General features: G+C 62.8%; 20 protein-coding genes. 9 read left to right on the forward strand and 11 right to left on the reverse strand.

Features of this window, described 5'->3' with window-relative positions:
- Nucleotides 1-46: 46 nt before the first annotated feature.
- Nucleotides 47-460, forward strand: a complete 414-nt coding sequence (gene mscL, locus V5F23_RS24070) for a large-conductance mechanosensitive channel protein MscL (RefSeq protein ID WP_047736302.1) — start codon at nucleotides 47-49, stop codon at nucleotides 458-460.
- Between the two features lie 117 nt (nucleotides 461-577).
- Here mscL and V5F23_RS24075 read toward each other — a convergent pair whose 3' ends face one another.
- Nucleotides 578-1,354, reverse strand: a complete 777-nt coding sequence (locus V5F23_RS24075; protein WP_042730947.1) for a ferredoxin--NADP reductase — start codon at nucleotides 1,352-1,354, stop codon at nucleotides 578-580.
- Between the two features lie 263 nt (nucleotides 1,355-1,617).
- Here V5F23_RS24075 and V5F23_RS24080 point away from each other — a divergent pair, with 263 nt between their 5' ends.
- Together V5F23_RS24080 and V5F23_RS24085 are read left to right on the forward strand one after the other, a co-directional pair.
- A complete protein-coding gene (locus V5F23_RS24080; protein ID WP_338496814.1) occupies nucleotides 1,618-2,358 on the forward strand; it encodes an autoinducer binding domain-containing protein in 741 nt (246 codons plus the stop codon).
- 181 nt (nucleotides 2,359-2,539) lie between these two features.
- Entirely contained in the window at nucleotides 2,540-3,664 is a 1,125-nt protein-coding gene (locus tag V5F23_RS24085; RefSeq protein WP_338496817.1) for a methyltransferase, read from the forward strand.
- 13 nt (nucleotides 3,665-3,677) lie between these two features.
- Here V5F23_RS24085 and V5F23_RS24090 read toward each other — a convergent pair whose 3' ends face one another.
- From V5F23_RS24090 to V5F23_RS24100, 3 genes are read right to left on the reverse strand one after another with little or no spacing between them, the layout of a single operon-like run.
- The gene (locus V5F23_RS24090; protein ID WP_080922111.1) at nucleotides 3,678-3,848 is read right to left on the reverse strand and encodes a DUF2474 domain-containing protein; all 171 of its coding nucleotides are present in this window, start codon (nucleotides 3,846-3,848) and stop codon (nucleotides 3,678-3,680) included.
- Between the two features lie 14 nt (nucleotides 3,849-3,862).
- Nucleotides 3,863-4,870, reverse strand: coding sequence for a cytochrome d ubiquinol oxidase subunit II (cydB, locus tag V5F23_RS24095; protein ID WP_042730950.1), 1,008 nt, complete (start codon nucleotides 4,868-4,870; stop codon nucleotides 3,863-3,865).
- Between the two features lie 3 nt (nucleotides 4,871-4,873).
- Nucleotides 4,874-6,313, reverse strand: coding sequence for a cytochrome ubiquinol oxidase subunit I (locus V5F23_RS24100; RefSeq protein WP_042730951.1), 1,440 nt, complete (start codon nucleotides 6,311-6,313; stop codon nucleotides 4,874-4,876).
- Nucleotides 6,314-6,723: 410 nt separating this feature from the next.
- On the opposite strand from V5F23_RS24100, the gene V5F23_RS24105 reads away from it, so the two are divergent.
- The gene (locus V5F23_RS24105) at nucleotides 6,724-7,962 is read left to right on the forward strand and encodes an MFS transporter (RefSeq protein ID WP_042730952.1); all 1,239 of its coding nucleotides are present in this window, start codon (nucleotides 6,724-6,726) and stop codon (nucleotides 7,960-7,962) included.
- Nucleotides 7,963-8,100: 138 nt separating this feature from the next.
- Here the strand turns inward: V5F23_RS24105 and V5F23_RS24110 are convergent, their stop codons facing one another.
- From V5F23_RS24110 to V5F23_RS24130, 5 genes are all read right to left on the reverse strand, one after another.
- A complete protein-coding gene (locus tag V5F23_RS24110) occupies nucleotides 8,101-10,302 on the reverse strand; it encodes a xanthine dehydrogenase family protein molybdopterin-binding subunit (RefSeq protein WP_338496820.1) in 2,202 nt (733 codons plus the stop codon).
- Nucleotides 10,299-11,288, reverse strand: coding sequence for a xanthine dehydrogenase family protein subunit M (locus tag V5F23_RS24115; protein ID WP_047736305.1), 990 nt, complete (start codon nucleotides 11,286-11,288; stop codon nucleotides 10,299-10,301). Before V5F23_RS24115 ends, V5F23_RS24110 begins: the two co-directional genes overlap by 4 nt.
- Complete coding sequence (locus tag V5F23_RS24120) at nucleotides 11,285-11,818, reverse strand: (2Fe-2S)-binding protein (RefSeq protein ID WP_042732080.1); 534 nt, start codon at nucleotides 11,816-11,818, stop codon at nucleotides 11,285-11,287. The genes V5F23_RS24115 and V5F23_RS24120 overlap by 4 nt, the downstream gene beginning before the upstream one ends.
- 239 nt (nucleotides 11,819-12,057) lie before the next feature.
- Nucleotides 12,058-12,624, reverse strand: coding sequence for a DJ-1 family glyoxalase III (locus V5F23_RS24125; protein WP_042732079.1), 567 nt, complete (start codon nucleotides 12,622-12,624; stop codon nucleotides 12,058-12,060).
- 226 nt (nucleotides 12,625-12,850) lie between these two features.
- On the reverse strand, nucleotides 12,851-13,294 hold the full coding sequence (locus V5F23_RS24130) for a DUF4879 domain-containing protein (protein ID WP_212803049.1): 444 nt from the start codon (nucleotides 13,292-13,294) through the stop codon (nucleotides 12,851-12,853).
- 210 nt (nucleotides 13,295-13,504) lie between these two features.
- Here V5F23_RS24130 and V5F23_RS24135 point away from each other — a divergent pair, with 210 nt between their 5' ends.
- The 4 genes from V5F23_RS24135 to V5F23_RS24150 all read left to right on the forward strand — a co-directional run bounded on the left by V5F23_RS24135 (nucleotide 13,505) and on the right by V5F23_RS24150 (nucleotide 17,483).
- Complete coding sequence (locus V5F23_RS24135; RefSeq protein WP_042732077.1) at nucleotides 13,505-14,800, forward strand: NCS2 family permease; 1,296 nt, start codon at nucleotides 13,505-13,507, stop codon at nucleotides 14,798-14,800.
- On the forward strand, nucleotides 14,797-15,876 hold the full coding sequence (gene trmA / locus V5F23_RS24140; protein ID WP_047736307.1) for a tRNA (uridine(54)-C5)-methyltransferase TrmA: 1,080 nt from the start codon (nucleotides 14,797-14,799) through the stop codon (nucleotides 15,874-15,876). The genes V5F23_RS24135 and trmA overlap by 4 nt, the downstream gene beginning before the upstream one ends.
- 309 nt (nucleotides 15,877-16,185) lie before the next feature.
- Nucleotides 16,186-16,626 (forward strand): type II 3-dehydroquinate dehydratase, encoded by a 441-nt coding sequence (gene aroQ / locus V5F23_RS24145; RefSeq protein ID WP_047736308.1) that lies wholly within the window; start codon nucleotides 16,186-16,188, stop codon nucleotides 16,624-16,626.
- A gap of 5 nt (nucleotides 16,627-16,631) precedes the next feature.
- The gene (locus V5F23_RS24150; protein WP_042732074.1) at nucleotides 16,632-17,483 is read left to right on the forward strand and encodes a shikimate dehydrogenase; all 852 of its coding nucleotides are present in this window, start codon (nucleotides 16,632-16,634) and stop codon (nucleotides 17,481-17,483) included.
- Between the two features lie 106 nt (nucleotides 17,484-17,589).
- On the opposite strand, the gene V5F23_RS24155 is transcribed toward V5F23_RS24150, so the two are convergent.
- Both V5F23_RS24155 and quiC read right to left on the reverse strand, forming a co-directional pair.
- Entirely contained in the window at nucleotides 17,590-18,267 is a 678-nt protein-coding gene (locus V5F23_RS24155; protein ID WP_047736309.1) for a TetR/AcrR family transcriptional regulator, read from the reverse strand.
- Nucleotides 18,268-18,368: 101 nt separating this feature from the next.
- A complete protein-coding gene (gene quiC, locus V5F23_RS24160) occupies nucleotides 18,369-20,270 on the reverse strand; it encodes a 3-dehydroshikimate dehydratase QuiC (protein ID WP_042728431.1) in 1,902 nt (633 codons plus the stop codon).
- A gap of 313 nt (nucleotides 20,271-20,583) precedes the next feature.
- Here quiC and V5F23_RS24165 point away from each other — a divergent pair, with 313 nt between their 5' ends.
- Nucleotides 20,584-21,885, forward strand: coding sequence for an MFS transporter (locus V5F23_RS24165; protein ID WP_234408003.1), 1,302 nt, complete (start codon nucleotides 20,584-20,586; stop codon nucleotides 21,883-21,885).
- Nucleotides 21,886-21,896 lie beyond the last annotated feature (11 nt).

The raw sequence follows: 21,896 nt of genomic DNA on the forward strand, positions 1-21,896 counted from the left end.
TGATTTACACTGCCACTCACCCCTCACCTGCCACAAGGAATAACACATGGGCGTGCTAAGCGAGTTCAAGGCCTTCGCGGTCAAAGGCAATGTCGTCGACATGGCCGTCGGGATCATCATCGGTGCCGCCTTCGGCAAAATCGTGTCGTCATTCGTTGGCGATGTGATCATGCCGCCCATCGGCATGCTGATCGGCGGGGTGGATTTCAGCGACCTGGCCATTACCCTCAAGGCCGCCCAAGGTGACGCGCCGGCGGTGGTATTGGCCTACGGCAAATTCATCCAGAGTGTCATCGACTTCATCATTGTCGCGTTCGCCATCTTCATGGGCGTCAAGGCCATCAACCGCCTCAAGCGCGAAGAAGCCGTGGCCCCGAGCGCGCCTCCTGTCCCGAGCAAGGAAGAGCTGCTGCTGAGCGAGATTCGCGACCTGCTCAAGGCGCAGAACGAGAGGCCTTGAGCGGTCTTTTTCCCATGGGAGCGGGCTTGCGCGTGAAAGCGTGGGGCAGTTTGCGGTGATGTCGACTGTGCCGACGTCGTCGCGCAAGCCCGCTCCCACGGGTTTCATGTCGGGCCTCTACCAGTAATTCTCCACCGCCACCTGGCCGGGTCGGCGGGTAAGGCTCAACTGCAGGCCCCTGGCCTTGAGCAACTGGCGCGTGTCGTCGATCATCTGTGGGTTGCCGCAGAGCATCACGCGCGAATGCTCCGGCGTCAGTGCCACCTCCGCCGCCCGCTCCAGCTCGCCATTCTCGATCAACGTGGTAATACGCCCATTGAGCGCGCCCGGATGCTGCTCGCGGGTGACGGTGGCGATGAAACGAAACTTGTGCGCGTACTCGGCCAGGTATTCACGCCGGGGCAACGCTTCGATCAGGTCCTGATACGCCAGCTCCCGCGCTTCACGCACGCTGTACACCAAGATGATGCGTTCGAATTTCTCCCAGGCCTCGAAATCCTGGAGGATCGAAATGAACGGGGCCACGCCCGTCCCCGTGGACAGCAGCCACAAGTCGCGGCCATCGGCGAAGCGGTCCAGGGTCAGGTAGCCAAACGCCTGGCGATCCACCAGCAACGTGTCGCCCGGCTGCAACCGGCTGAGCTCGCTGGTGAACTCGCCATTGGGCACCACGATGGAAAAGAATTCGAGGAACTCATCGAACGGCGAAGACACCATGGAGTAGGCCCGCCAGACGGTACTGCCGTCCGCCTTGGTCACGCCCAACCGGGCGAACTGACCGGCGCGGAAGCGAAAGCCGCGATCTCGCGTCGTACGCAAGGTAAACAAATGAGGGGTCAATGTCTGGACATCGAGCAGGGTCTGGCGGGTGAACTTCTCTGCACTGTCGCTCATGCGTCACTCCAATGGAACCAGTGCACAGTGTCCCGCAAATGGACAATCGCCACCACCGTCGCGACGCAATGGCAATTTAATAGCTATGTAGCCGCACCAGCCGCGAACACTTCGTAAACTTGTACAAAGTTACAAACGCTGTAAAAACAACCGACTAGGAAGTTTACTTTTTAAACACCTCACACTGTCAGTAAACTAAAAAAATTCCACTGCAAATCAGGAATAGTCCTACACTGAAATTTCGCATCATGGATTGGATCCGCATGGACGAATCAACCCAGGAGAACGCGATGGATAATTGGAAGGACTCGCAGCTGAGAAAACTGTCCTGTGAAAAAGACCTGCAGGCGGCCTATCGCCTGGTCCTGAATTTCTTTAACAATCAGGGGTTTGAATATTGTGCATTCGCCAGCTATCACGGCAGCCCCGATAAGCACACCAACAAGGTCAACCTTAATAACTATCCTTATGGTTGGGACCGATTCTATGAGCAAAACGGCTATGCCTCGCAAGATCCGTTAGTAGCACATTGCAATCAGTCAATGATCCCCATTCTCTGGAGTGAAACAGTCTTTGCCAAAGCGCCGAAGTTATGGCGCGAACTTAATCGACAGGGACTCAAGTACGGCTGGACCCAGGCCGTCCATGATGAACAGGGCACCCATTGCAGCCTGTTCAGCCTGGCCAGGTCTCATTACCCCATCGATATCGACGAGCATTACGGCAACCTCGGTTATGCGATTTTCGCCAGCCAACGGCTGCACGCCCTGGCCAGCAAGAAGTTATCCGACACTGTCACCAGCAAGCCGAGCGTTCACCTGTCACCCAGGGAGATCGAAGTGTTGAAGTGGTCCGCCGAAGGCAAGACAGCATCGGAAGTGGGCAGGATCCTTTGCCTTTCCGAACGCACCGTGAATTTCCACGTGTGCAGTTGCATGCGCAAACTGAATGTCAGCAACAAGATTTCCGCCGTCGCCAAGGCCGCCCACATTCACGTGATCTGACATGCCGTGTGACCTGACCGGCCAGGAAAAACCCGCGGGCAATACGAGGCAAAAAAACGTACCATTTACGGTTCCACTTGAATGATGCCGCTCCATCTGCGCGACGTAGTTCATTCAGGCGGTCCCGCCCAGACTCCTACCCCAGGCAGCGGGACATCCACCGATCTCCAGAGTCCCAGCCATGCCCCTGCTCGACAGCCCCTTCGCCCAGCTCGACCTGATCCGCCAGCCCGAACAGCAGAACGAACCGCTGCAAGCTTTTGACGCGGCCGACGAATACCTGCTCGCCCACCTGGCCGAACAACAGCCCACGGCGCAGACCCGGGTCCTGGTGCTCAATGACGGCTTCGGCGCACTGGCCGCCAGCCTGGCCGGCAAGGTGGCCGTGACCAGCAGCGGCGACTCATTCCTGGCCCTGCAGGCGCTGGAGAAAAACCTGGTGCGTAATGGCCGGCCCTTCGATGCGGTGCCGACAGTGCCCGCCAGCGAAGCGTTGACCGGCCCCTTCGACCGTGTGCTGATCAAGGTGCCGAAAACCCTGGCGCTGCTGGAAGAACAATTGATCCGTCTGCAAGGGCAACTGGCGCCCGGCGCCCAGGTGATTGCCGGGGCCATGATCAAGCACCTGCCCCGCGCCGCCGGCGACTTGCTGGAGCGCTACATCGGCCCGGTGCAAGCGTCCCTGGCGGTGAAAAAGGCCCGCCTGTTGATCGCCACGCCAGAAGCCAAGGCGCCGGTCGTGTCCCCCTACCCCACCCGCTACTGGCTCGACGAACCCCACATCGAGCTGCGCAACCACGCCAATGTGTTCTGCCGCGAAGGCCTGGACATCGGCACCCGCGCCTTCCTGCCGCACCTGCCGAAAAATCTCGGCACGGCCGAGGTCGCGGACCTGGGCTGCGGCAACGGCGTGCTGGCCATCTCCAGCGCCCTGCAAAACCCTGAGGCCCGCTACACGCTGGTGGATGAGTCGTACATGGCCGTGCAGTCGGCGGCCGAAAACTGGGCCGCCGCCCTGGGCGAGCGCGAGGTGACGCTGCGCGCCGGCGACGGGCTTGCCGGGCAACCGGCGCAGTCGCTGGACGTGGTGCTGTGCAATCCGCCGTTCCACCAGCAGCAGGTCGTGGGGGATTTCCTCGCCTGGCGCATGTTCCAGCAGGCGCGCGAAGCCTTGGTCGTCGGCGGTGCCCTGTACATCGTCGGCAACCGACATTTGGGTTATCACAGCAAGCTGGCCCGGCTGTTCCGCGGCGTCGAGCAAGTGGCCGCGACGCCGAAGTTCGTCATCCTCAAGGCCCGCAAGTAACCACCACGGGAACTCAGTGGGTGGTCAGGCCGGCGGCGTTCATGAACATCCGCATCAGGCTGGCCACGATGAACAGCGCCAGCACGCTGCCGGCCCAGATCATCGCCAGCCAACCCAGCCGCTGCCACAAGGGCTTTCGCTCGGCCGCCTCGATGTCCTTCAAGTCAGGTTTGGCCATGTGCATGCCTCGCAGGTCGGTCAATGGTAGCCGTCGTCATGGGTCACCTTGCCGCGGAACACGTAGTAGCTCCAGAAGGTGTACACCAGGATCAACGGAATGATGAACAACGTGCCGACCAGCATGAAGCCCTGGCTCTGGGGCGGTGACGCGGCGTCCCAGATCGAGATGGACGGTGGCACGATGTTCGGCCACAAGCTGATGCCCAACCCGCTGTAGCCGAGGAAAATCAGCACCAGCGTCAGGATGAACGGCGTGTAGTGGGCGTTGCGGGCCACCGCGCGGAACAGCCCGTACATGGTCACCAGCACCAGGATCGGCACCGGCAGGAACCAGAACAGGTTCGGCAGGGTGAACCAGCGCGCGGCAATGTCGGCATGGGCCAGCGGTGTCCAGAGGCTGACAATGCCAATCACCGCCAGCACCACGAACGCCAGCGGCCTGGCCAGATCATGCATCTGCTCCTGCAACTTGCCTTCGGTCTTCATGATCAGCCAGGTACAACCGAGCAAGGCGTAGGCGGCGATCAAGGCCAGGCCGCAGAACACCGTGAACGGCGTGAACCAGTCCAGGGACCCGCCGGCGAACTGGCGATTGACCACTTCGAAGCCGTCGATGAACGCCCCCAGCGCCACGCCCTGGAAGAAGGTCGCCGTCAGCGAACCGCCGATGAAGGCCTTGTCCCACAGGTGCCGCTTATGTGCCTTGGCCTTGAAGCGGAACTCGAAGGCCACGCCCCGGAAGATCAGGCCGATGAGCATCAGGATCAATGGCAGGTACAGGGCCGACAACACCACCGAATAAGCCAGCGGAAACGCCCCGAACAGCCCTGCGCCGCCCAGCACCAGCCAGGTCTCGTTGCCGTCCCAGACCGGCGCAACGGTGTTCATCATGACGTCACGGTCGCGCTCGCCCTTGATGAAGGGGAAGAGAATGCCGATCCCCAGGTCGAAACCGTCCATGATCACGTACATCATGATGCCGAAGATGATGACCACGGCCCAGATCAGCGGAAGATCAATACCCATGGTTCAATTCTCCTTGTTCGCGCGGTCGTTGTGGTCCATGTCGTCGTCGCCTTCGTCGGCGGCCGACAAGGGTCGGGCCGGGGTGCGTTTCTGGCCTGGGCCACCGTCGCTCGGCTCGGCTTCGTGGGCCTCCGGCCCCTTGCGCACCAGGCGCATCATGTAGCTCAGCCCAGCGCCGAACAGCGCGAAATACACCACGACAAACAGCACCAGGGTGATGCTCATCTGCGCGACGCTGTGGCCGGATGAAGCATCGGCCGTGCGCATCAGGCCGTAGACGACCCACGGCTGGCGGCCGATTTCGGTGGTGAACCAGCCCGCCAGGATCGCGATCAACCCGGACGGCCCCATCCACAGCACCATGTGCAGGAAAGGCCGGGATTGGTAGATCCGGTCATTGCGGCGCAGCCACAAGCTGCACAGGCCGGTGAAGATCATCAGCAGGCCCAGGCCCACCATGACCCGGAACGACCAGAACACGATGGTCGAATTCGGACGATCCTCGGGTGGAAACTCCTTGAGGGCCGGCACCTGTTTGTCCAGGCTGTGGGTCAGGATCAAGCTGCCCAGGTAGGGAATTTCCACGGCAAAACGGGTTTTCTCCGCCTGCATGTCGGGCAGGCCGAACAGGATCAGCGGAGTCGGCTCGTTGCCGACGTTTTCCCAGTGGCCTTCAATGGCCGCGATCTTCGCCGGTTGGTGCTTGAGGGTGTTGAGGCCGTGGAAGTCGCCGATCACTGCCTGTATCGGCGCCACCAGCAAGGCCATCCACATCGCCATCGACAGCATCCGGCGGATCGCCGGGGTGTCACGGCCGCGCAGCAGGTGCCAGGCCGCCGAAGAGCCAACGAAGAACGCGGTAGCGACGAACGCCGCGGTCGACATGTGCAACAGGCGATAAGGGAATGAAGGGTTGAACACCACCGCCAGCCAGTCCACCGGGATCACTCGCCCGTCGACGATCTCGTAGCCCTGCGGGGTCTGCATCCAGCTGTTGGAGGACAGAATCCAGAACGTCGAGATCAGCGTGCCGATCGCCACCATGACCGTGGAAAAGAAGTGCAGGCCACGGCCGACGCGGTTCCAGCCGAACAGCATCACACCGAGGAAGCCGGCTTCGAGGAAGAACGCCGTGAGCACCTCGTAGGTCAGCAGCGGCCCGGTCACCGCCCCGGCGAAGTCGGAGAACCGGCTCCAGTTGGTGCCGAACTGATAGGCCATGACCAACCCGGACACCACGCCCATGCCGAAGTTGACGGCAAAGATCTTCGACCAGAAGTGGTACAGGTCACGGTAGGTGTCGTCTCGGGTCTTGAGCCACAGGCCTTCGAGCACCGCGAGGTAACTCGCCAGTCCGATGGTGATCGCCGGAAACAGGATATGGAACGAGATGGTGAACGCGAACTGGATTCGGGCGAGATCAAGCGCCTCCAAACCGAACATAAGTCTTCCTCTGTCAGGTAAAACCGGCTGCGGGCGGGGCTTGCATCACCGCCTCCAGGGATATGGAGTGCGATGCTTTTCAAATCGTTCTTTTTAAACCGTCACAACGCAGGATTCTGGCCGGATGGCCGCCAGCCCAGCACCCGGCAGGGTATTGATCTGGATCAAGCAATGATCAAAGAGTAGTCGCATTATGGCCGATGGACGGCGTGGTCTTTTGTCGCGTGACAGGTTGACTCAGCGACAATTGATAGCATCCGACCGGGGCACCATCAGTCAACCGTGGCGAGGCCACCTCGGAAGGCGCTTTGGGCAAAATCGATGTTTGGCTAACTATTTTTCCTACCACCGCAACTTCCGGTTACAGCTCGGTGATAATCTCATTGCCTTCATCACCGGACCTCTTCCAGATGCCCAGCCAAGCGCCGCTGCTGCTCCGTCACCATCGTCCCTTCATTGCCTTCTGGCTGGCCCGGATCTTCACCGCCAGCGGCTTCCAGATGCTGACCGTGGCCATCGGCTGGAACCTCTATCAACTGACCGGCAATGTCCTGGACCTGGGGCTTGTGGGCCTGGTGGAATTCGCGCCGCGCGTGCTGTTCATGCTCCACACCGGGCACGTGGCCGACCGTTATGACCGGCGCAAGGTCGCGGCCCTCTGCCAGTCGTTGCAGGCGATGATCGCCCTGGCACTGGTGATCGGCAGCGCCACCGACAACGTCACGCGGGAGATGATTTTCATCCTCGCCTTCCTGCTCGGCGCCGCCCGCTCGTTCGAAATGCCGACCACCCAGGCACTGCTGCCGAGCATCGTGCCGGCCGCGCTGTTTCCACGGGCCGTGGCCGCCGCCCAATCGGCCCAGCAGTCAGCCACCATCGTCGCCCCGGCCCTCGGCGGCCTGCTTTATGCCTTCGGCAGCGTCTGGGTCTATGGGCCGACCGTGCTGCTCTACGTCATCGCCTGCTGCCTGATGCTCAATCTCCCGGCCCGGCAAACCCCGTTGAACAAAGGCAAGGCGACGATGGACTCGTTGCTGGCCGGGATTCGCTTCATCCGCAGCCGCCCGGATATCCTCGGGGCGATCTCCCTGGACCTGTTCGCGGTGTTGCTCGGCGGTGCGACGGCGCTGCTGCCGGTATTCGCCAAGGACATCCTGCTCACCGGTCCCTGGGGCCTTGGGCTGTTGCGTTCGGCGCCCGCGGTCGGGGCCTTGCTGATGTCGTTGTGGTTGGCGCGGTTCGCCGTGGAGCGCAAGGTCGGCCGGGTGATGTTCACCGCCGTGGGCGTGTTCGGCGTCGCCACCATTGCCTTCGGCCTTTCGACGTCGTTCTGGTTTTCCCTGGCGGTGCTGGTGGTGCTCGGCGCGGCGGACATGATCAGCATGGTGATCCGCGCCTCCTTCGTACAACTGGAAACCCCGGACGAAATGCGCGGCCGCGTCAGCGCGGTGAACGGGTTGTTCATCGGCGCCTCGAACCAGTTGGGCGAGTTCGAGTCCGGCCTCACTGCCCACTGGTTCGGCACGGTGCCGGCGGTGGTCATGGGCGGTGTCGGCACGCTGCTGGTGACCGGGGTCTGGATCAAGCTGTTCCCGACCCTGGCCCAGCGCGACCGGATGCACGAGCCGGTCGCCGAGGCGACACCCTAGGCTCTGTCTGAAAAGCCTTGATACTCGTTCATGCTGCGTTGAAAACCGGCTCGGAATGCTCATTTACTCCAGTAAACTCCGCTTCCTCGCCGGTTTTCGCCTTGCCTGACCTTCGTCTCAAGACTTTTCAAACAGACCCTAGAGCAACGTGTCGAGGGTGATGGGGAAATCCCGCACCCGCTTGCCGGTGGCGTGGTAGATGGCATTCGCCACGGCCGCCGCCACGCCGACGATGCCGATTTCTCCCACGCCCTTGGAGCCGAGCGCGTTGACGATCTTGTCCTGCTCGTCGACAAAGATCACTTCGATGTCGCCGATGTCCGCGTTTACCGGCAGGTGGTACTCGGCCAGGCTGTGGTTCATGTGCCGGCCCAGAGCGTGGTCGGTGAGGGTTTCCTCGTGCAGGGCCATGCCGATGCCCCAGACCACGCCACCGAGGATCTGGCTGCGCGCGGTTTTCGGGTTGACCACCCGCCCGGCGGCGATGGCGCTGACCACCCGGCTGACCTTTACCGTGCCCAGGTCTTCATCCACCCGGACTTCGACAAACACCGCCGAGTGCGTCGCGGTGGCGTAGGCCTTGCGCTTTTCGTCGGGCTCGGCGGTGACTTGGGCCTGCACGGGTATCTCGGCGCTTTGTCTTGCCAGCGCCGCCAGGGCGACCCGGGCTTCGCCAAAATGCAAATGGCCATCAGCGAAGGTGACTTGCTCAAGGGTCGCACCGCTGAAATCCGGACAGGTCTGCCAGGCCACGGCCAGCAGTTTTTCCTTCAGCGCTTCGCAGGCCTGCTGCACGGCCGTGCCGACCGATGACACGGTGAACGAGCCGCCTTGCAGCGGCGCGGTCGGCAGTGATGAGTCGCCGAGGACAAAGGTGATGTCTGCCACGGGCACGCCTGACGCCTCGGCGGCGATCTGGGTCATGACCGTGTAGGTGCCGGTGCCGATGTCCGTGGTGGCGCTGCTGACCGTGAGTTTGCCGTCCGCGTCCAGGGACGCCCGGGCGCTGGCCTTCTGCTGCATGGCTTCCCATACGCCGCCGGCCATCCCCCAGCCCACCAGTTGCCGGCCTTCACGCATGCTGCGCGGCTCGGGGTTGCGCTTGTCCCACCCGAAGCGACGAGCCCCCTGGGCGTAGCACTCGCGCAGCTCCTTGCTGGAGTACGGCTTGTCTTCGTTTTCGTTGCGCTCGGCGTAGTTGTTCAAGCGCAACTGGACGGGATCGATCGCCAGGGCGCAGGCCAGTTCATCCATGGCGCACTCAAGGCCGATCAACCCGAGCGCGGCACCGGGGGCGCGCATGTCCAGCGGCGTGTAGACGTCCAGCGGCACCAGTTTGTAGCTCAGCTCGACGTTGTCGCAGTGATAGAGCATGCCGCTCCACTCCACCACGTGTTCGGTGAAGTCCTCGAAACGCGAGGTCTGGCCGACAGCACTGTGCGCCACCGCCAGCAACCGCCCATTGGCCGCGGCTCCCAGTTGCAGACGCTGGAACGTGCGTGGCCGGTAGCCGAAGGTGAACATCTGCTGGCGGGTCAGGCTGACCCGCACCGAACGCTTGAGGGCCAGCGCCGCCATCACCCCCAACGCCAATTGATACTGCGGCCGCAGCCCTGAGCCGAAGGCGCCGCCGACGAACGCGGCAAACACGCGGACCTGGTCTTTCTCCAGGCCGAATACCTTCTGCACATAGGCCTGGCAGTTCTGCGTGCCTTGGGTCTTGTCATGGATGTGCAGGCTGCCGTCAGGCTGATACAGCACGGTGCAGGCATGAGGCTCCATCGGGTTGTGGTGTTCGATCGGTGTGCTGTAGGACACATCCACACTCAGCGCCGCACTGGCGTACTCGCCCTGGAAATTTCCACGGGGCTTGGGCAGTTCGGCCGGTGCCGGATAGGCCTCGCCTTGCAGGAGGGCCAGGTCGGTCTGATGGTCCTGGACCTCGTATTCGATCTCGACCAGCGAGCCGGCATAACGGGCCAGTTCGAGGTTCTGCGCAACCACCAGGGCCAGCGGCTGGCCGCTGTAGAGCACCTCGTCGTTGTACAGCGGTCGGAACGGCGAGCCATCCGCCGCGTCGGCGTCCTGGTAGGGCTCATCGTAGCTGGCGACCTTGGGCCGGTTGGTGTGGTCGATGACGGCGACGACGCCAGGCAGCGCCAAGGCTTTGGAGGCGTCGATGCGCAGCACCCGGCCGCGGGCGATGGTGCCCGACACGACACTGCCGTACAGCAAGCCGTCTTCGGGGTATTCGCCGGCATAGCGGGCCTGGCCCGTCACCTTGAGCAGGCCATCGACCCGGTCCAGTGGCTGCCCTATGGATTTGCTCGGAGCATTCATTTGGCTTGCCCTCCCAGTGCGGCATCGCTCAAGGCGCGCACGATCGCCCGGCGCGCCAACCTGACCTTGAAGCCGTTGTGTTCCAGCGGTTCAGCGTTTTGCAGCAACGCGTCGGCAGCGGCGGTGAAGGTTTCGCGGCTGACGGTCTGGCCGCTCAGCCAGCTTTCCACCGCCCGGTCGCGCCAGGGCTTGTGCGCTACGCCTCCCAGGGCCAGGCGCGCCTGGCGGATCACCGGTCCGTCGAGTTCCAGCGCCGCCGCCACCGACACCAGCGCAAAGGCGTAGGAGGCTCGGTCACGGACCTTCAGGTAGTGACTGTGCTCGGCAAAACCAGCGGCCGGCAGTTCGATGGCGGTGATCAGTTCATCGTCGGCCAGTTGGTTATCCCGCTCCGGGGCATCGCCGGGCAGGCGGTGGAAGTCGGCGAACTCGATGGTCCGCGCCCCGCCCCGGCCCAGCACATGGACCACCGCTTCCAGGGCCGCCAAGGCCACGCACATGTCGGACGGATGCGTCGCGACGCACTGGTCGCTGGCACCGAAAATCGCGTGGATCCGGTTCAGCCCGCTGCGCGCCGGGCAGCCGCTGCCAGGCTGGCGTTTGTTGCACGGCACGTTGGCGTCGTAGAAGTAGTAGCAGCGGGTGCGTTGCAACAGGTTGCCACCGGTACTGGCCATGTTGCGCAGTTGCGGCGAGGCGCCCGCCAGGATCGCCTGGGACAGCAGCGGGTAGCGGCGCTCGATCCACGGATGCCAGGCCAGGTCGGCATTGCTCACCAAGGCGCCGATCATCACCCCACCCGATGGGGTTTCGCTGAGGTCCGCCAGGGGCAGCCCGGTGATGTCGATCAGGTGCGCCGGGCGGGTGAGGTTCTCCTTCATCAGGTCCAGCAGGTTGGTGCCACCGGCGATGAAGCGCGACACCGGGCTCGACAGGTCGATGGCAGCCTGCACGGTCTCAGGCTTGCTGTATTGAAAGGGGTTCATTGCTCGCCCTCCGGTGCCTGGGGTTGTGGGCAAAGCGGCAAGGCTTCTTCGATGGCGTCGCGGATGTTGTTATAGGCACCGCAGCGGCAGAGGTTACCGCTCATCAGTTCACTGATCTGCGCGCCGGTCCGCGCCCGGCCCTCGTTGGCCAGGCCGACGGCCGAACAGATCTGTCCCGGCGTGCAGTAGCCGCACTGGAAGGCGTCATGGGTGATGAAAGCCTGCTGCATGGGGTGCAACGCGTCATCGCCGGCCAGGCCCTCGATGGTGGTCAATTCGACGCCGTCGCACATCACCGCCAGGGTCAGGCAGGCATTGATGCGTTTGCCATCGCGCAACACCGTGCACGCGCCGCACTGGCCGTGGTCACAGCCTTTCTTGCTGCCCACCAGGTCCAGTTGCTCACGCAGCAGGTCCAGCAACGTGGTCCAGGGCAATACCTGCAGCTCGCGCACCTGGCCATTGAGTGTCAGGCGGATCGGATGACGGACGAAGGACGCCTGCGTCGCTTCGGACAGGGTCGCGCTCATAAACACCTCACGGTTGGTCGTACACTCGCGGCGTTTTGGGAAACCGCCGTCATAAGGGGTACGACTTCGGGGGGCGGTGAGCGTTCAAAGGCGTTCGTGAAGGCGAACAGGCGCGGCAAAGCGCACCTTTATGTCGCTCAAGTGCGGTCTCTATATACCGCACCCTGTGCAATACATCGCCTTACACTCGGCGTCATGATTAAAGCCTTCCAGCTTTCCCACAACACGCCTGACGCCAGTCAGGCCAGCAGTTCCGCCGCCACCACATTGCGCACGCCCTTGCCGCTGAGTTGTTCCACCAACGCCAGGGCAAACGCCAGGGCGGCGGCCGAGCCCTGGGCGGTGATGCAGTTGCCATCCACGACCACGGGTTGGTCGACGAAGGTACACCCGGACAATTGCTGGCTGACGGCGGGCAGGCAGGTCATGCGCCGTTGGCGCAGCACGCCGCAAGGTTGTAATGCCAAGGCGGGCGCTTCGGCGATGGCGGCGAAGAAGCGGCCGGCGGCGGCCTGGCCCTTGAGCAGTTGTTGCAGGGGTTGATGGGCGGCCAGATGCTGGGCGCCGATGAGGCCGCCGGGCAGGACGATCAGGTCGAAGTCCTGCACCAGCACGTCCACCAGCATGCCGTCGGCGGTCAGGCGAGTGCCACGGGCGCAGGTCAGCATCCGCCGGCCTTCGATGCTCGCCAGCACCACTTCGAGCTGCGCCCGGCGCAGGACGTCGATCAGGGTGACGGTCTGCAAGTCGTCGACACCTTCGGCAACGGCGATCAGCGCTCGGGGAATCGCGGTTCCAGCAATCATGGGTGTTCTCCGCAGGGGTGTTCCTGAAGACTAGGCTGTGTACGAAATAGTTTGAAACGCAGGTTAGGCAAGGCAAAAACCGGCGAGGAACGACCGGGGTCGCGCTCGACTTGACTGGTTGTCAATGAGCATTCCGAGCCGGTTTTTAACGCCGCATAACCAAGTTTCAAGCTATTTCGTACATAGCCTAGTCAGGTTTGCCGGACTGCGTCCTGCCAACTGCCCGTCACTTGATATACAACTGGGTCGACATCCGATTGCCCGGCGCATTGATCGAGACGTTGCTGTAGCTGAAGGTGCCCTCCTGCTTGCCCTTCAGGTCGAAGATGTACAGATAGCCGACGACCTTGGTGCGGCTCGAACAATCGTTGAGATTGCCATTGCTGAACGCGCACACCGGCGAGCGGGTGCCGTCGACTTCGAAGCCGTCCAGCGTGACATGGGGCTGGCGGCCATAGCCGACTTCCAGCACATAGACCTTGATGTTCGCACCACTGTGGTCACAACGGGTCTGTGCCTGCCCGGGGGTGATGTCCTCGAAGCCACAGGCCGGCGACTCGACCTTGAGCACCTTGACCTCGCTCAACGGCGGTGCCGAAGCGGCATTGACGGGCAGGCCGGGCAACCACAGGCCCAACGCGCAAACCAAGGCCAGCAGATTTCTGTTCATGTGAGACCTATCGAGCTTCTGAACCGCGCGCAGTATGGCGCTCTTTTTGCTTCGGTAAAACATCGACGACGATCGCAGCCACATGGCCACGCTGCTGGTATGATGCGCGGCTTTTTCCGACCCGCAGAAAATTCAGGCGCCCCTGGCGGTCTGTGCTTTGCTGTTGAGGTCGATACATTCACGGCGCCCTGCGCGCCACGGGGAGCAGACATGCTGGAAAGGCTGTTTCAACTCAAGGCACACAACACCAACGTGCGGACCGAGATCCTGGCGGGCGTCACGACCTTCCTGGCCATGGCCTACATCCTGTTCGTCAACCCGAGCATCCTCGGCGAAACCGGCATGGACAAGGGCGCCGTATTCGTCGCCACGTGCCTGGCGGCAGCCATCGGCTCCACGGTCATGGGGCTGATCGCCAACTACCCGATCGCCCTGGCCCCGGGCATGGGCTTGAACGCCTTCTTCACCTACACCGTGGTCCTGCACATGGGCCATACCTGGCAAGTGGCGCTGGGCGCGGTGTTCGTCTCTGCGGTGCTGTTCTTCCTGCTGTCGATCTTTCGCATCCGCGAGTGGATCATCAACAGCATCCCGCTGCCATTGCGCTCGGCCATCGCCGCCGGCATCGGCCTGTTCCTGGCGCTGATCGCCCTGAACAACGCCGGCATCGTGGTGAAAAACCCGGCGACCATGGTCGGCCTCGGCGACCTGAAGCAACCGGCGCCAATCCTCGCCACGCTCGGTTTTGTCCTGATCGTCGCGCTCGAAGCACTGAAAGTGCGCGGGGCCGTGCTGATCGGCATCCTCGCGGTGACCATCGTCTCGATCCTGATGGGCTTCACCCCGTTCGGCGGCGTGATATCGATGCCGCCCTCCCTGGCCCCGACCTTCCTGCAACTGGACATCAAGGGCGCCCTGGACATCGGCCTGGTCAGCGTGATCTTCGCTTTCCTGTTCGTCGACCTGTTCGACAACTCCGGCACCCTGATCGGCGTCGCCAAGCGCGCCGGGCTGATGGGCAAGGACGGCCACATGCCGAAGATGGGCCGTGCGCTGATCGCCGACAGCACCGCCGCCATGGCCGGTTCGCTGCTGGGCACCTCCACCACCACCAGCTACATCGAGTCGGCGGCGGGCGTCAGTGCCGGCGGCCGCACCGGCCTGACCGCCATCGTGGTGGCGGTCCTGTTCCTGCTGGCGTTGTTCTTCTCGCCACTGGCAGGCAGCGTCCCGGCGTTCGCCACCGCGCCGGCCTTGCTGTTCGTCGCCGTACTGATGACTTCGGGCCTGGCGGAAATCGACTGGGACGACATCACCGTCGCCGCCCCGGTGGTGGTGACCGCGCTGGCCATGCCGTTCACCTACTCCATCGCCAACGGCATCGCCTTCGGTTTCATCGCCTGGACCGCCATCAAGCTGGTGTCGGGCCGTGGCCGTGAGCTGAACCCGGCGCTGGTCATCCTGTCCATCCTGTTCGTGATCAAGTTGGGTTGGTTCAACGCATGACTTTCGATTCCCAGGCGTACGCCACGCAGCTCCAGGACAAGGTCACCCGCTTGCGTGAGCTGCTGGCCCCCTTCGATGCGCCGCAACCCGAGGTGTTCGACTCGCCACTGCAGAACTTCCGCCTGCGGGCCGAATTCCGCCTGTGGCGCGAGGCCGGCGAGCGGCACTACGCGATGTTCTCCCAGGAAGACAAACGCACGCCGATCCTCATCGAGACGTTCCCTATCGCCAGCCTGCGCATCAACCAGTTGATGCCGCAACTCAAAGCCGCCTGGCAGGCCAGCGCGCCCCTGAGCCACAAGCTGTTCCAGGTGGAGTTCCTGACCACCCTGGCCGGCGACGCGATGATCACCCTGTGTTATCACCGTCCGCTGGACGAGCATTGGCATGCCGCCGCCACGCAACTGGCCAACGACTTGGGCGTCAGCATCATTGGCCGCTCCAAGGGCAAGCGAGAAGTGATCGGCCACGACTACGTGGTGGAGCGCCTTGAAGTGGGCGGCCGCACCTTCAGCTATCGCCAGCCCGAAGGCGCCTTCACCCAGCCCAACGGCACGGTGAACCAGAAGATGCTCAATTGGGCCTACGACGCCTTGGGCGATCGCAACGACGACTTGTTGGAACTGTACTGCGGCAACGGCAACTTTACCCTGCCCCTGGCAACCCGCGTACGCAACGTGCTGGCCACCGAAATCAGCAAGACTTCGGTGAACGCGGCGCTGAGCAACCTGGACGAAAACGCCGTGGCTAACGTGAAGCTGGTGCGCTTGTCGGCGGAAGAATTGACCGAAGCGTTGAACGAAGTCCGGCCGTTCCGCCGCTTGCAGGGCATCGACCTGAAAAGCTACGCGTTCGGCAGCGTCTTCGTCGATCCGCCGCGCGCAGGCATGGACCCGGACACCTGCGAACTGACCCGGCGCTTCGACAACATCCTGTACATCTCCTGCAACCCGGAAACCCTCGCCGCCAACATCGCGCAACTGAACGACACCCACCGCATCACGCGCTGCGCGTTGTTCGACCAATTCCCCTGGACCCATCACATGGAATCCGGGGTGTTGCTGACCCGGCGTTGAGGCGATTCCTGTGGCGAGGGGATTTATCCCCGTTCGACTGCGCAGCAGTCGCAAATCAACCAACACGGTTGCGCTGTGACGGCAGTGCACGACTTCAGGGCTGCTTCGCAGCCCAACGAGGATAAATCCCCTCGCCACAAACGAGTTCCTCCTACAACCCCGCTTGCCGCTTAAAGGTGCTGTTCGATCATCGAACACTTATTGAGCGCCGACAGCGGCTTCGTTTGACCAAACTAACCATCTAGTACAATTTACCTCCAACGGCTGGAACCCGGCCAACACCAACAATAAAAAGTGTGGAGAAAATTGATGCCTCCGATCGTCCTGGTGCTGAACGGCCCGAACCTGAACCTGCTCGGCACTCGCGAGCCGGCCACCTATGGCCATGAAACCCTGGCGGACATTTCCGCGCTGTGCGCACGCGCCGCTGAAGAGTTCGGCCTGGCAGTGGAGTTTCGCCAGACCAACCAGGAAGGCGAACTGCTCGACTGGATTCACGGCGCCCGTGGCCGCTGTGCCGGTATCGTCATCAACCCGGCCGCCTGGACCCACACCTCGGTGGCCATCCGCGACGCCCTGGTGGCCAGTGAAATCCCGGTGATCGAAGTCCATTTGTCCAACGTCCATGCGCGGGAAACCTTCCGCCATCACTCCTTCGTCTCCTCCATCGCCATCGGTGTGATGTGCGGGTTTGGCAGCCACGGCTATCGCCTGGCCCTGGAGCATTTCAGTCAGCGGTTGAAGGGTTGATCCACATGTCGAACATCACTGTGCTCGCCGGGCTGATCGGCGCCGGCATCCAGGCCTCGCGCACCCCTGCCCTGCACGAGCACGAAGGCGACGCCCAAGGCATGCGCTACCTCTACCGGTTGATCGACCTCGATGCGCTGACACTCGACAGCAGCGCCCTGCCCGACCTGCTGGCCGCCGCCGAACGCATGAGCTTTACCGGCCTGAACATCACCTTTCCGTGCAAGCAGGCGATCATCCCGCTGCTGGACGAACTGTCGCCCGAAGCCCGCGGCATCGGCGCGGTGAATACCGTGGTGCTCAAGGACGGCAAACGCGTCGGCCACAACACCGATTGCCTGGGGTTCGCCGAAGGGTTTCGCCGTGGCCTGGGGGATGTTTCCCGCGGGCACGTGGTCCAGATGGGCGCCGGCGGCGCCGGTGCGGCCGTTGCCCACGCGCTATTGGCTGAAGGCGTACAGACGCTGAGTATTTTCGATGTGGAAGTCAGCCGCGCCGAGGCCTTGGCCCACAACCTGAACCAACACTTCGGCGCCGGCCGCGCCCGGGCCGGGCATGACTTGCCCGCCGCCATGGCCGAGGCCGACGGCCTGGTCAACACCACCCCGATGGGCATGACGAAGTTGCCGGGCATGCCGGTGCCGGTCGAGCTGTTGCGGGGCGCGTTGTGGGTGGCGGAAATCGTCTACTTCCCCCTGGAAACCGAACTGCTGCGCAACGCCCGCGCCTTGGGCTGCCGCACACTCGATGGCGGCACCATGGCCGTGTTCCAGGCGGTGAAGGCCTTTGAATTGTTCAGCGGCGTGGTGCCGGATGCGCAGCGGATGCTGGAACATTTCCAGCGCATGAATCACTGAGGACCCGTGGGAGCCGGGCTAGCTCGCGAATGCGATCCGACAGTCAACCTCCATGGCGACTGTGCGGGCCCTTTCGCAAGCAAGCCCGCTCCCACAGGGGTTGCGTTCAGGCCTGCAAATAGCGCAGCACCGACTCGCAGATCATCTGGCGATGACGCTGCTTGATCGCTTCGTCCGACAGGTCGATCTGAAAAATCTCGCCGAAGGTGTGGCGGTTCGACACCCGGTGAAAACAGAACGAACTGATCAGCAAGTGCACATCCAGCGGTGCCAGGCCCGCCCGGAACACGCCTTCTTCAGCGCCCCGCCGCAGGATCAGGTCGAGGGAGTCGAGGATGGTGCTGTTCATCGCTTTGATCACCCGCGACTGCTTGACGTACTCGGCGTTATGGATGTTCTCGATGGCGACGATCCGCACGAAATCCACATTGCGATCATGGTGGTCGAACGTGAACTCCACCAGGCGCCGTATCGCGTGGACAGGCGCCAGCTCGGCCAGGTGCAGCCGGCCCTCGGTGCTGCGGATATCGCCGTAGAGCTTCTCCAGCACCTCGATGTACAGCTGCTCCTTGCTGCCGAAGTAGTAATAGATCATGCGCTTGGAGGTATGGATGCGTTCGGCGATGGCATCGACCCGGGCGCCGGCCAGGCCCTGCTGGACGAATTCGACGATGGCTTCCTGAAGAATGTTTTCCCGGGTTTTCTCCGGGTTGTTCTTGCGACTCTTGCGTGGCGCGACGAGGGGCTCGTCGAGGTCTGCGGGAAGCTCTGGATTCATAGTCATTGTGGGCTCACGGCCATCACTGCAAGGCTTGCGATTATGGGCCGCACCGTGCAGTGAAGGAAGTCACGGGGCCGCCCTTTGCCGCCACTTTTACGATTTCCCTACAACTTGGCATGCCGCAAGCCACCGCTGCGGGATTTCGCCATGGCCGCCAGCCGCACCGCCACGTTGGCCGCGCCGTAGCCGGCGTAACCGTTCTTGCGCTGGATGATCTCGAAGAAAAACCGCCCCTCGAACGGTTCGGTGTAGACATGAAACAACTCGCCCCCCTGGGCGTCGCGGTCATACAGCACGTTGAAATAGGCCAGCTCGCTGAGGAACTCATCGTCGAAATCGAAACGCGCGGCCAGGTCGTCATAGTAATTGAGCGGAATGTCCAGCAGCGGCACCCCGGCCTCCTTGGCGCGGCTGACCTGGGCGAAGATGTCATCGCAATCGAAGGCGATGTGGTGCACGCCAGAGCCACGATAACTCGACAGCGCGTGTGAGATTGCCGTGTTGCGGTTTTCGGAAATGTTCAGGGGCAACCGGATCGAACTGCAGCGGCTGCGCAGCGCGCGGCTTTTCACCAGGCCATAGGGGTCGGGCAGCACCACTTCGTCGTCGGCCTCGAAATCCAGCAGGCTCTTGTAGAACAACACCCAGCTGTCGAGGCTGTCGGCCGGCAACGCCATGGCCATGTGGTCGATGCGCTTGAGCCCGGCCCCGATGACCGCGCCCGGTTGCAAATTGAAATCGGTGCCATAGACGTCGGCGTCCTGGTCGACCAGGTAGATCAAGCTGCCGTCCGGTGCGCGCACCGCCGCCAGCTCCAGCTCATTGGGCCCGACCAAGCCGCGGTAGGGCTGGCCCTTGTAGGCCACCGCCCGCGCCAGGGCGCTGGCACTGTCCTTGACCCGCAACGCGGTGGCGCACAACGACGGCCCGTGAGCTTCGAAAAAGCTGTGAGCGAAGGAGTACGGTTCACTGTTGAGGATCAGGTTGATATCGCCTTGGCGCAGCAGGCTGACGTTCTTGGAACGATGCTGGCCGGCCTTGACGAAGCCCAGCCGCTCCAGCCAGTGGGAGAGCTTGGCGCCGAGGTTGTCGTCCACGGCAAACTCGAGGAACTCGATACCGTTGTATTCGCTGGCCGACGGCGTCGCGAACAGGCAATCGGCGTTACTGACCGGCATGGCCTCTTCGGCCAGGCGTTGGCGGGTCTTCTCTTCCAGGTACAGCAGCGAGCGCAAGCCATCGGCGGCATTGGCCCTTGGTGGCGCGGCGCGGAAGCCGTCGTTGAAGATCTCCAGCGACAGCGGCCCGCGGTAGCCACTCTTGATGATCGGCGCCAGGAAACCCGGCAAGTCGAACTCGCCCTGGCCGGGGAAGCAGCGAAAATGGCGGCTCCACTCCAAAACATCCATTGCCAGGATCGGCGCGTCGGCCATCTGCACGAAAAAAATCTTCTCGCCGGGGATCTCGGCAATCGCCCTCGGATCGCCCTTGAGGGACAAGGTGTGGAAGCTGTCGAGCAGCACGCCAAGGCTTGGATGATCGGCCTGGCGCACGATGTTCCAGACCTGTTGATAAGTATTGACGTGCCGGCCCCAGGCCAACGCTTCATAGCCGATGCGCAGGCCGCGCGCGCCAGCCCGTTCGGCCAGCAGCCGCAGGTCATCGACCAACAATTGCTCATCGCCCAGGCTATCGGCCGAGGCATTGCTGCACACCAGCACCAGGTCGGTGCCCAGCTCCTGCATCAGGTCGAATTTGCGCTCGGCCCGATCCAGGTTACGCGCCAGGCGATCACGACGGCAGCCTTCGAAGTCACGAAACGGCTGGAACAAGGTGATGGCGATGCCCAGGTCGGCGCACATCTGCCTGATTTCCCGCGGGCTGCCATCGTAATAGAGAAGATCGTTCTCGAAGATTTCCACACCATCGAAACCGGCGGCGGCAATGGCTTCGAGTTTTTCCGGCAGGGTACCGCTCAAGGAAACGGTGGCAATGGAACGCTGCATGACTTCGGCTCCCGGGAGGCATCGGCTACAGAGTTGCGGCGCTGTTGGCAGCGCTTTTGAAGGAATGGACCGATTATTGAGGCGCTGATGGCTTTCAGCAATTTAATATGTACCACCCAGTTAGTTTTTTGGGCGATTATCGAACAAAATGCCTTGGGGCGAATTGACGATTTTTCGTCCACTGCGCACCATCAGCCCCACATTGACGCAGCCGGATTGGCCGGCGTCGTGGAATACCCCGATCACCCCATAAGAATTTCAAAAACGGGTACACGCTATGAATCCTTCCCAAAGTTCTCCCCTGAGCCCAGGCATGGGCGTCACGACCGGTGGCATCGGCGACAAAATCCGCGGCGCCCTGGCCGTGGGCAAGACCCGTTGGGGCATGCTCGCGCTGGTGTTTTTCGCCACCACCCTGAACTACATCGACCGCGCCGCTCTCGGCGTGATGCAGCCCATCCTGGCCAAGGAAATGAGCTGGACGGCGATGGACTACGCCAACATCAACTTCTGGTTCCAGGTCGGTTATGCCGTGGGCTTTGTCCTGCAGGGCCGGCTGATCGACCGGATCGGCGTCAAGCGCGTGTTCTTCTGCGCCGTGCTGCTCTGGAGCCTGGCGACCGGTGCCCATGGCCTGGCCACTTCGGCGGTCGGCTTCATGGTCTGCCGCTTCATCCTGGGCCTGACCGAAGCGGCCAACTACCCGGCCTGCGTGAAAACCACGCGGCTGTGGTTTCCGGCCGGCGAACGGGCGGTGGCCACCGGTATCTTCAACGCCGGGACCAACGTCGGCGCAATGTTCACGCCGATGCTGCTGCCATTGATCCTGCACGTGTGGGGCTGGCAGGCGGCGTTCCTGTGCATGGCCGCGCTGGGCGGGGTCTGGTTGCTGTTCTGGGGCCTGAAATACTTCAACCCGGAAGACCATCCCAACGTCAAGGCGTCGGAACTGGCCTACATCCAGGCCCAGGACGAACCGGAGCAGGCCCGCGTGCCCTTCTCCCGTATCCTGCGCATGCGCGGCACCTGGGCGTTCGCCCTCGCCTACTCGATCACCGCGCCGGTGTTCTGGTTCTACCTCTACTGGCTGCCGCCGTTCCTGAACCAGCAATACAACCTGGGCATCAACGTCACCCAGATGGGCATCCCGCTGATCATCATCTACCTGACCGCCGACTTCGGCAGCGTGGGCGGCGGTATCCTGTCTTCGTTCCTGATTGGCCGCGGCCTCAACCCGATCAAGGCGCGCCTGCTTTCCATGTTGCTGTTCGCCTGCTGCATCATCGGTGTGATCATGGCCGCCGGCGCAAGCAACCTATGGATGGCGGTGTTCGCCATTTCCCTGGCCATCGGCGCGCACCAGGCCTGGACCGCCAACATCTGGAGCCTGGTCATGGACTACACGCCCAAATACATGATGAGCACGGTGTTCGGCTTCGGCGGCATGTGCGCGGCCATCGGCGGGATGTTCATGACCCAGTTGGTGGGCCACATCCTGACCGTCACAAACAACAACTACACCGTGTTGTTCACCTTGATCCCGGCGATGTACTTCATCGCCCTGACCTGGCTGTACTTCATGGCGCCGCGCAAGATTCCAAATCTGGAGAGCTGATACGACCGCAG

The sequence above is a fragment of the Pseudomonas sp. WP18 genome, from assembly GCF_036689585.1.
Lineage (GTDB): Bacteria > Pseudomonadota > Gammaproteobacteria > Pseudomonadales > Pseudomonadaceae > Aquipseudomonas > Aquipseudomonas chlororaphis_E.

What these genes read in the sequence shown, in the direction of transcription:
- V5F23_RS24130 (WP_212803049.1), bottom strand. Translation starts at nt 13,294, where the DNA reads ATGAACAGAAATCTGCTGGCCTTGGTTTGCGCGTTGGGCCTGTGGTTG.
- V5F23_RS24100 (WP_042730951.1), bottom strand. Translation starts at nt 6,313, where the DNA reads ATGTTCGGTTTGGAGGCGCTTGATCTCGCCCGAATCCAGTTCGCGTTC.
- mscL (WP_047736302.1), top strand. Translation starts at nt 47, where the DNA reads ATGGGCGTGCTAAGCGAGTTCAAGGCCTTCGCGGTCAAAGGCAATGTC.
- V5F23_RS24075 (WP_042730947.1), bottom strand. Translation starts at nt 1,354, where the DNA reads ATGAGCGACAGTGCAGAGAAGTTCACCCGCCAGACCCTGCTCGATGTC.
- V5F23_RS24115 (WP_047736305.1), bottom strand. Translation starts at nt 11,288, where the DNA reads ATGAACCCCTTTCAATACAGCAAGCCTGAGACCGTGCAGGCTGCCATC.
- V5F23_RS24135 (WP_042732077.1), top strand. Translation starts at nt 13,505, where the DNA reads ATGCTGGAAAGGCTGTTTCAACTCAAGGCACACAACACCAACGTGCGG.
- V5F23_RS24080 (WP_338496814.1), top strand. Translation starts at nt 1,618, where the DNA reads ATGGACGAATCAACCCAGGAGAACGCGATGGATAATTGGAAGGACTCG.
- V5F23_RS24110 (WP_338496820.1), bottom strand. Translation starts at nt 10,302, where the DNA reads ATGAATGCTCCGAGCAAATCCATAGGGCAGCCACTGGACCGGGTCGAT.
- cydB (WP_042730950.1), bottom strand. Translation starts at nt 4,870, where the DNA reads ATGGGTATTGATCTTCCGCTGATCTGGGCCGTGGTCATCATCTTCGGC.
- V5F23_RS24150 (WP_042732074.1), top strand. Translation starts at nt 16,632, where the DNA reads ATGTCGAACATCACTGTGCTCGCCGGGCTGATCGGCGCCGGCATCCAG.
- aroQ (WP_047736308.1), top strand. Translation starts at nt 16,186, where the DNA reads ATGCCTCCGATCGTCCTGGTGCTGAACGGCCCGAACCTGAACCTGCTC.
- V5F23_RS24090 (WP_080922111.1), bottom strand. Translation starts at nt 3,848, where the DNA reads ATGCACATGGCCAAACCTGACTTGAAGGACATCGAGGCGGCCGAGCGA.
- V5F23_RS24125 (WP_042732079.1), bottom strand. Translation starts at nt 12,624, where the DNA reads ATGATTGCTGGAACCGCGATTCCCCGAGCGCTGATCGCCGTTGCCGAA.
- V5F23_RS24085 (WP_338496817.1), top strand. Translation starts at nt 2,540, where the DNA reads ATGCCCCTGCTCGACAGCCCCTTCGCCCAGCTCGACCTGATCCGCCAG.
- V5F23_RS24105 (WP_042730952.1), top strand. Translation starts at nt 6,724, where the DNA reads ATGCCCAGCCAAGCGCCGCTGCTGCTCCGTCACCATCGTCCCTTCATT.
- trmA (WP_047736307.1), top strand. Translation starts at nt 14,797, where the DNA reads ATGACTTTCGATTCCCAGGCGTACGCCACGCAGCTCCAGGACAAGGTC.
- quiC (WP_042728431.1), bottom strand. Translation starts at nt 20,270, where the DNA reads ATGCAGCGTTCCATTGCCACCGTTTCCTTGAGCGGTACCCTGCCGGAA.
- V5F23_RS24120 (WP_042732080.1), bottom strand. Translation starts at nt 11,818, where the DNA reads ATGAGCGCGACCCTGTCCGAAGCGACGCAGGCGTCCTTCGTCCGTCAT.
- V5F23_RS24155 (WP_047736309.1), bottom strand. Translation starts at nt 18,267, where the DNA reads ATGACTATGAATCCAGAGCTTCCCGCAGACCTCGACGAGCCCCTCGTC.
- V5F23_RS24165 (WP_234408003.1), top strand. Translation starts at nt 20,584, where the DNA reads ATGGGCGTCACGACCGGTGGCATCGGCGACAAAATCCGCGGCGCCCTG.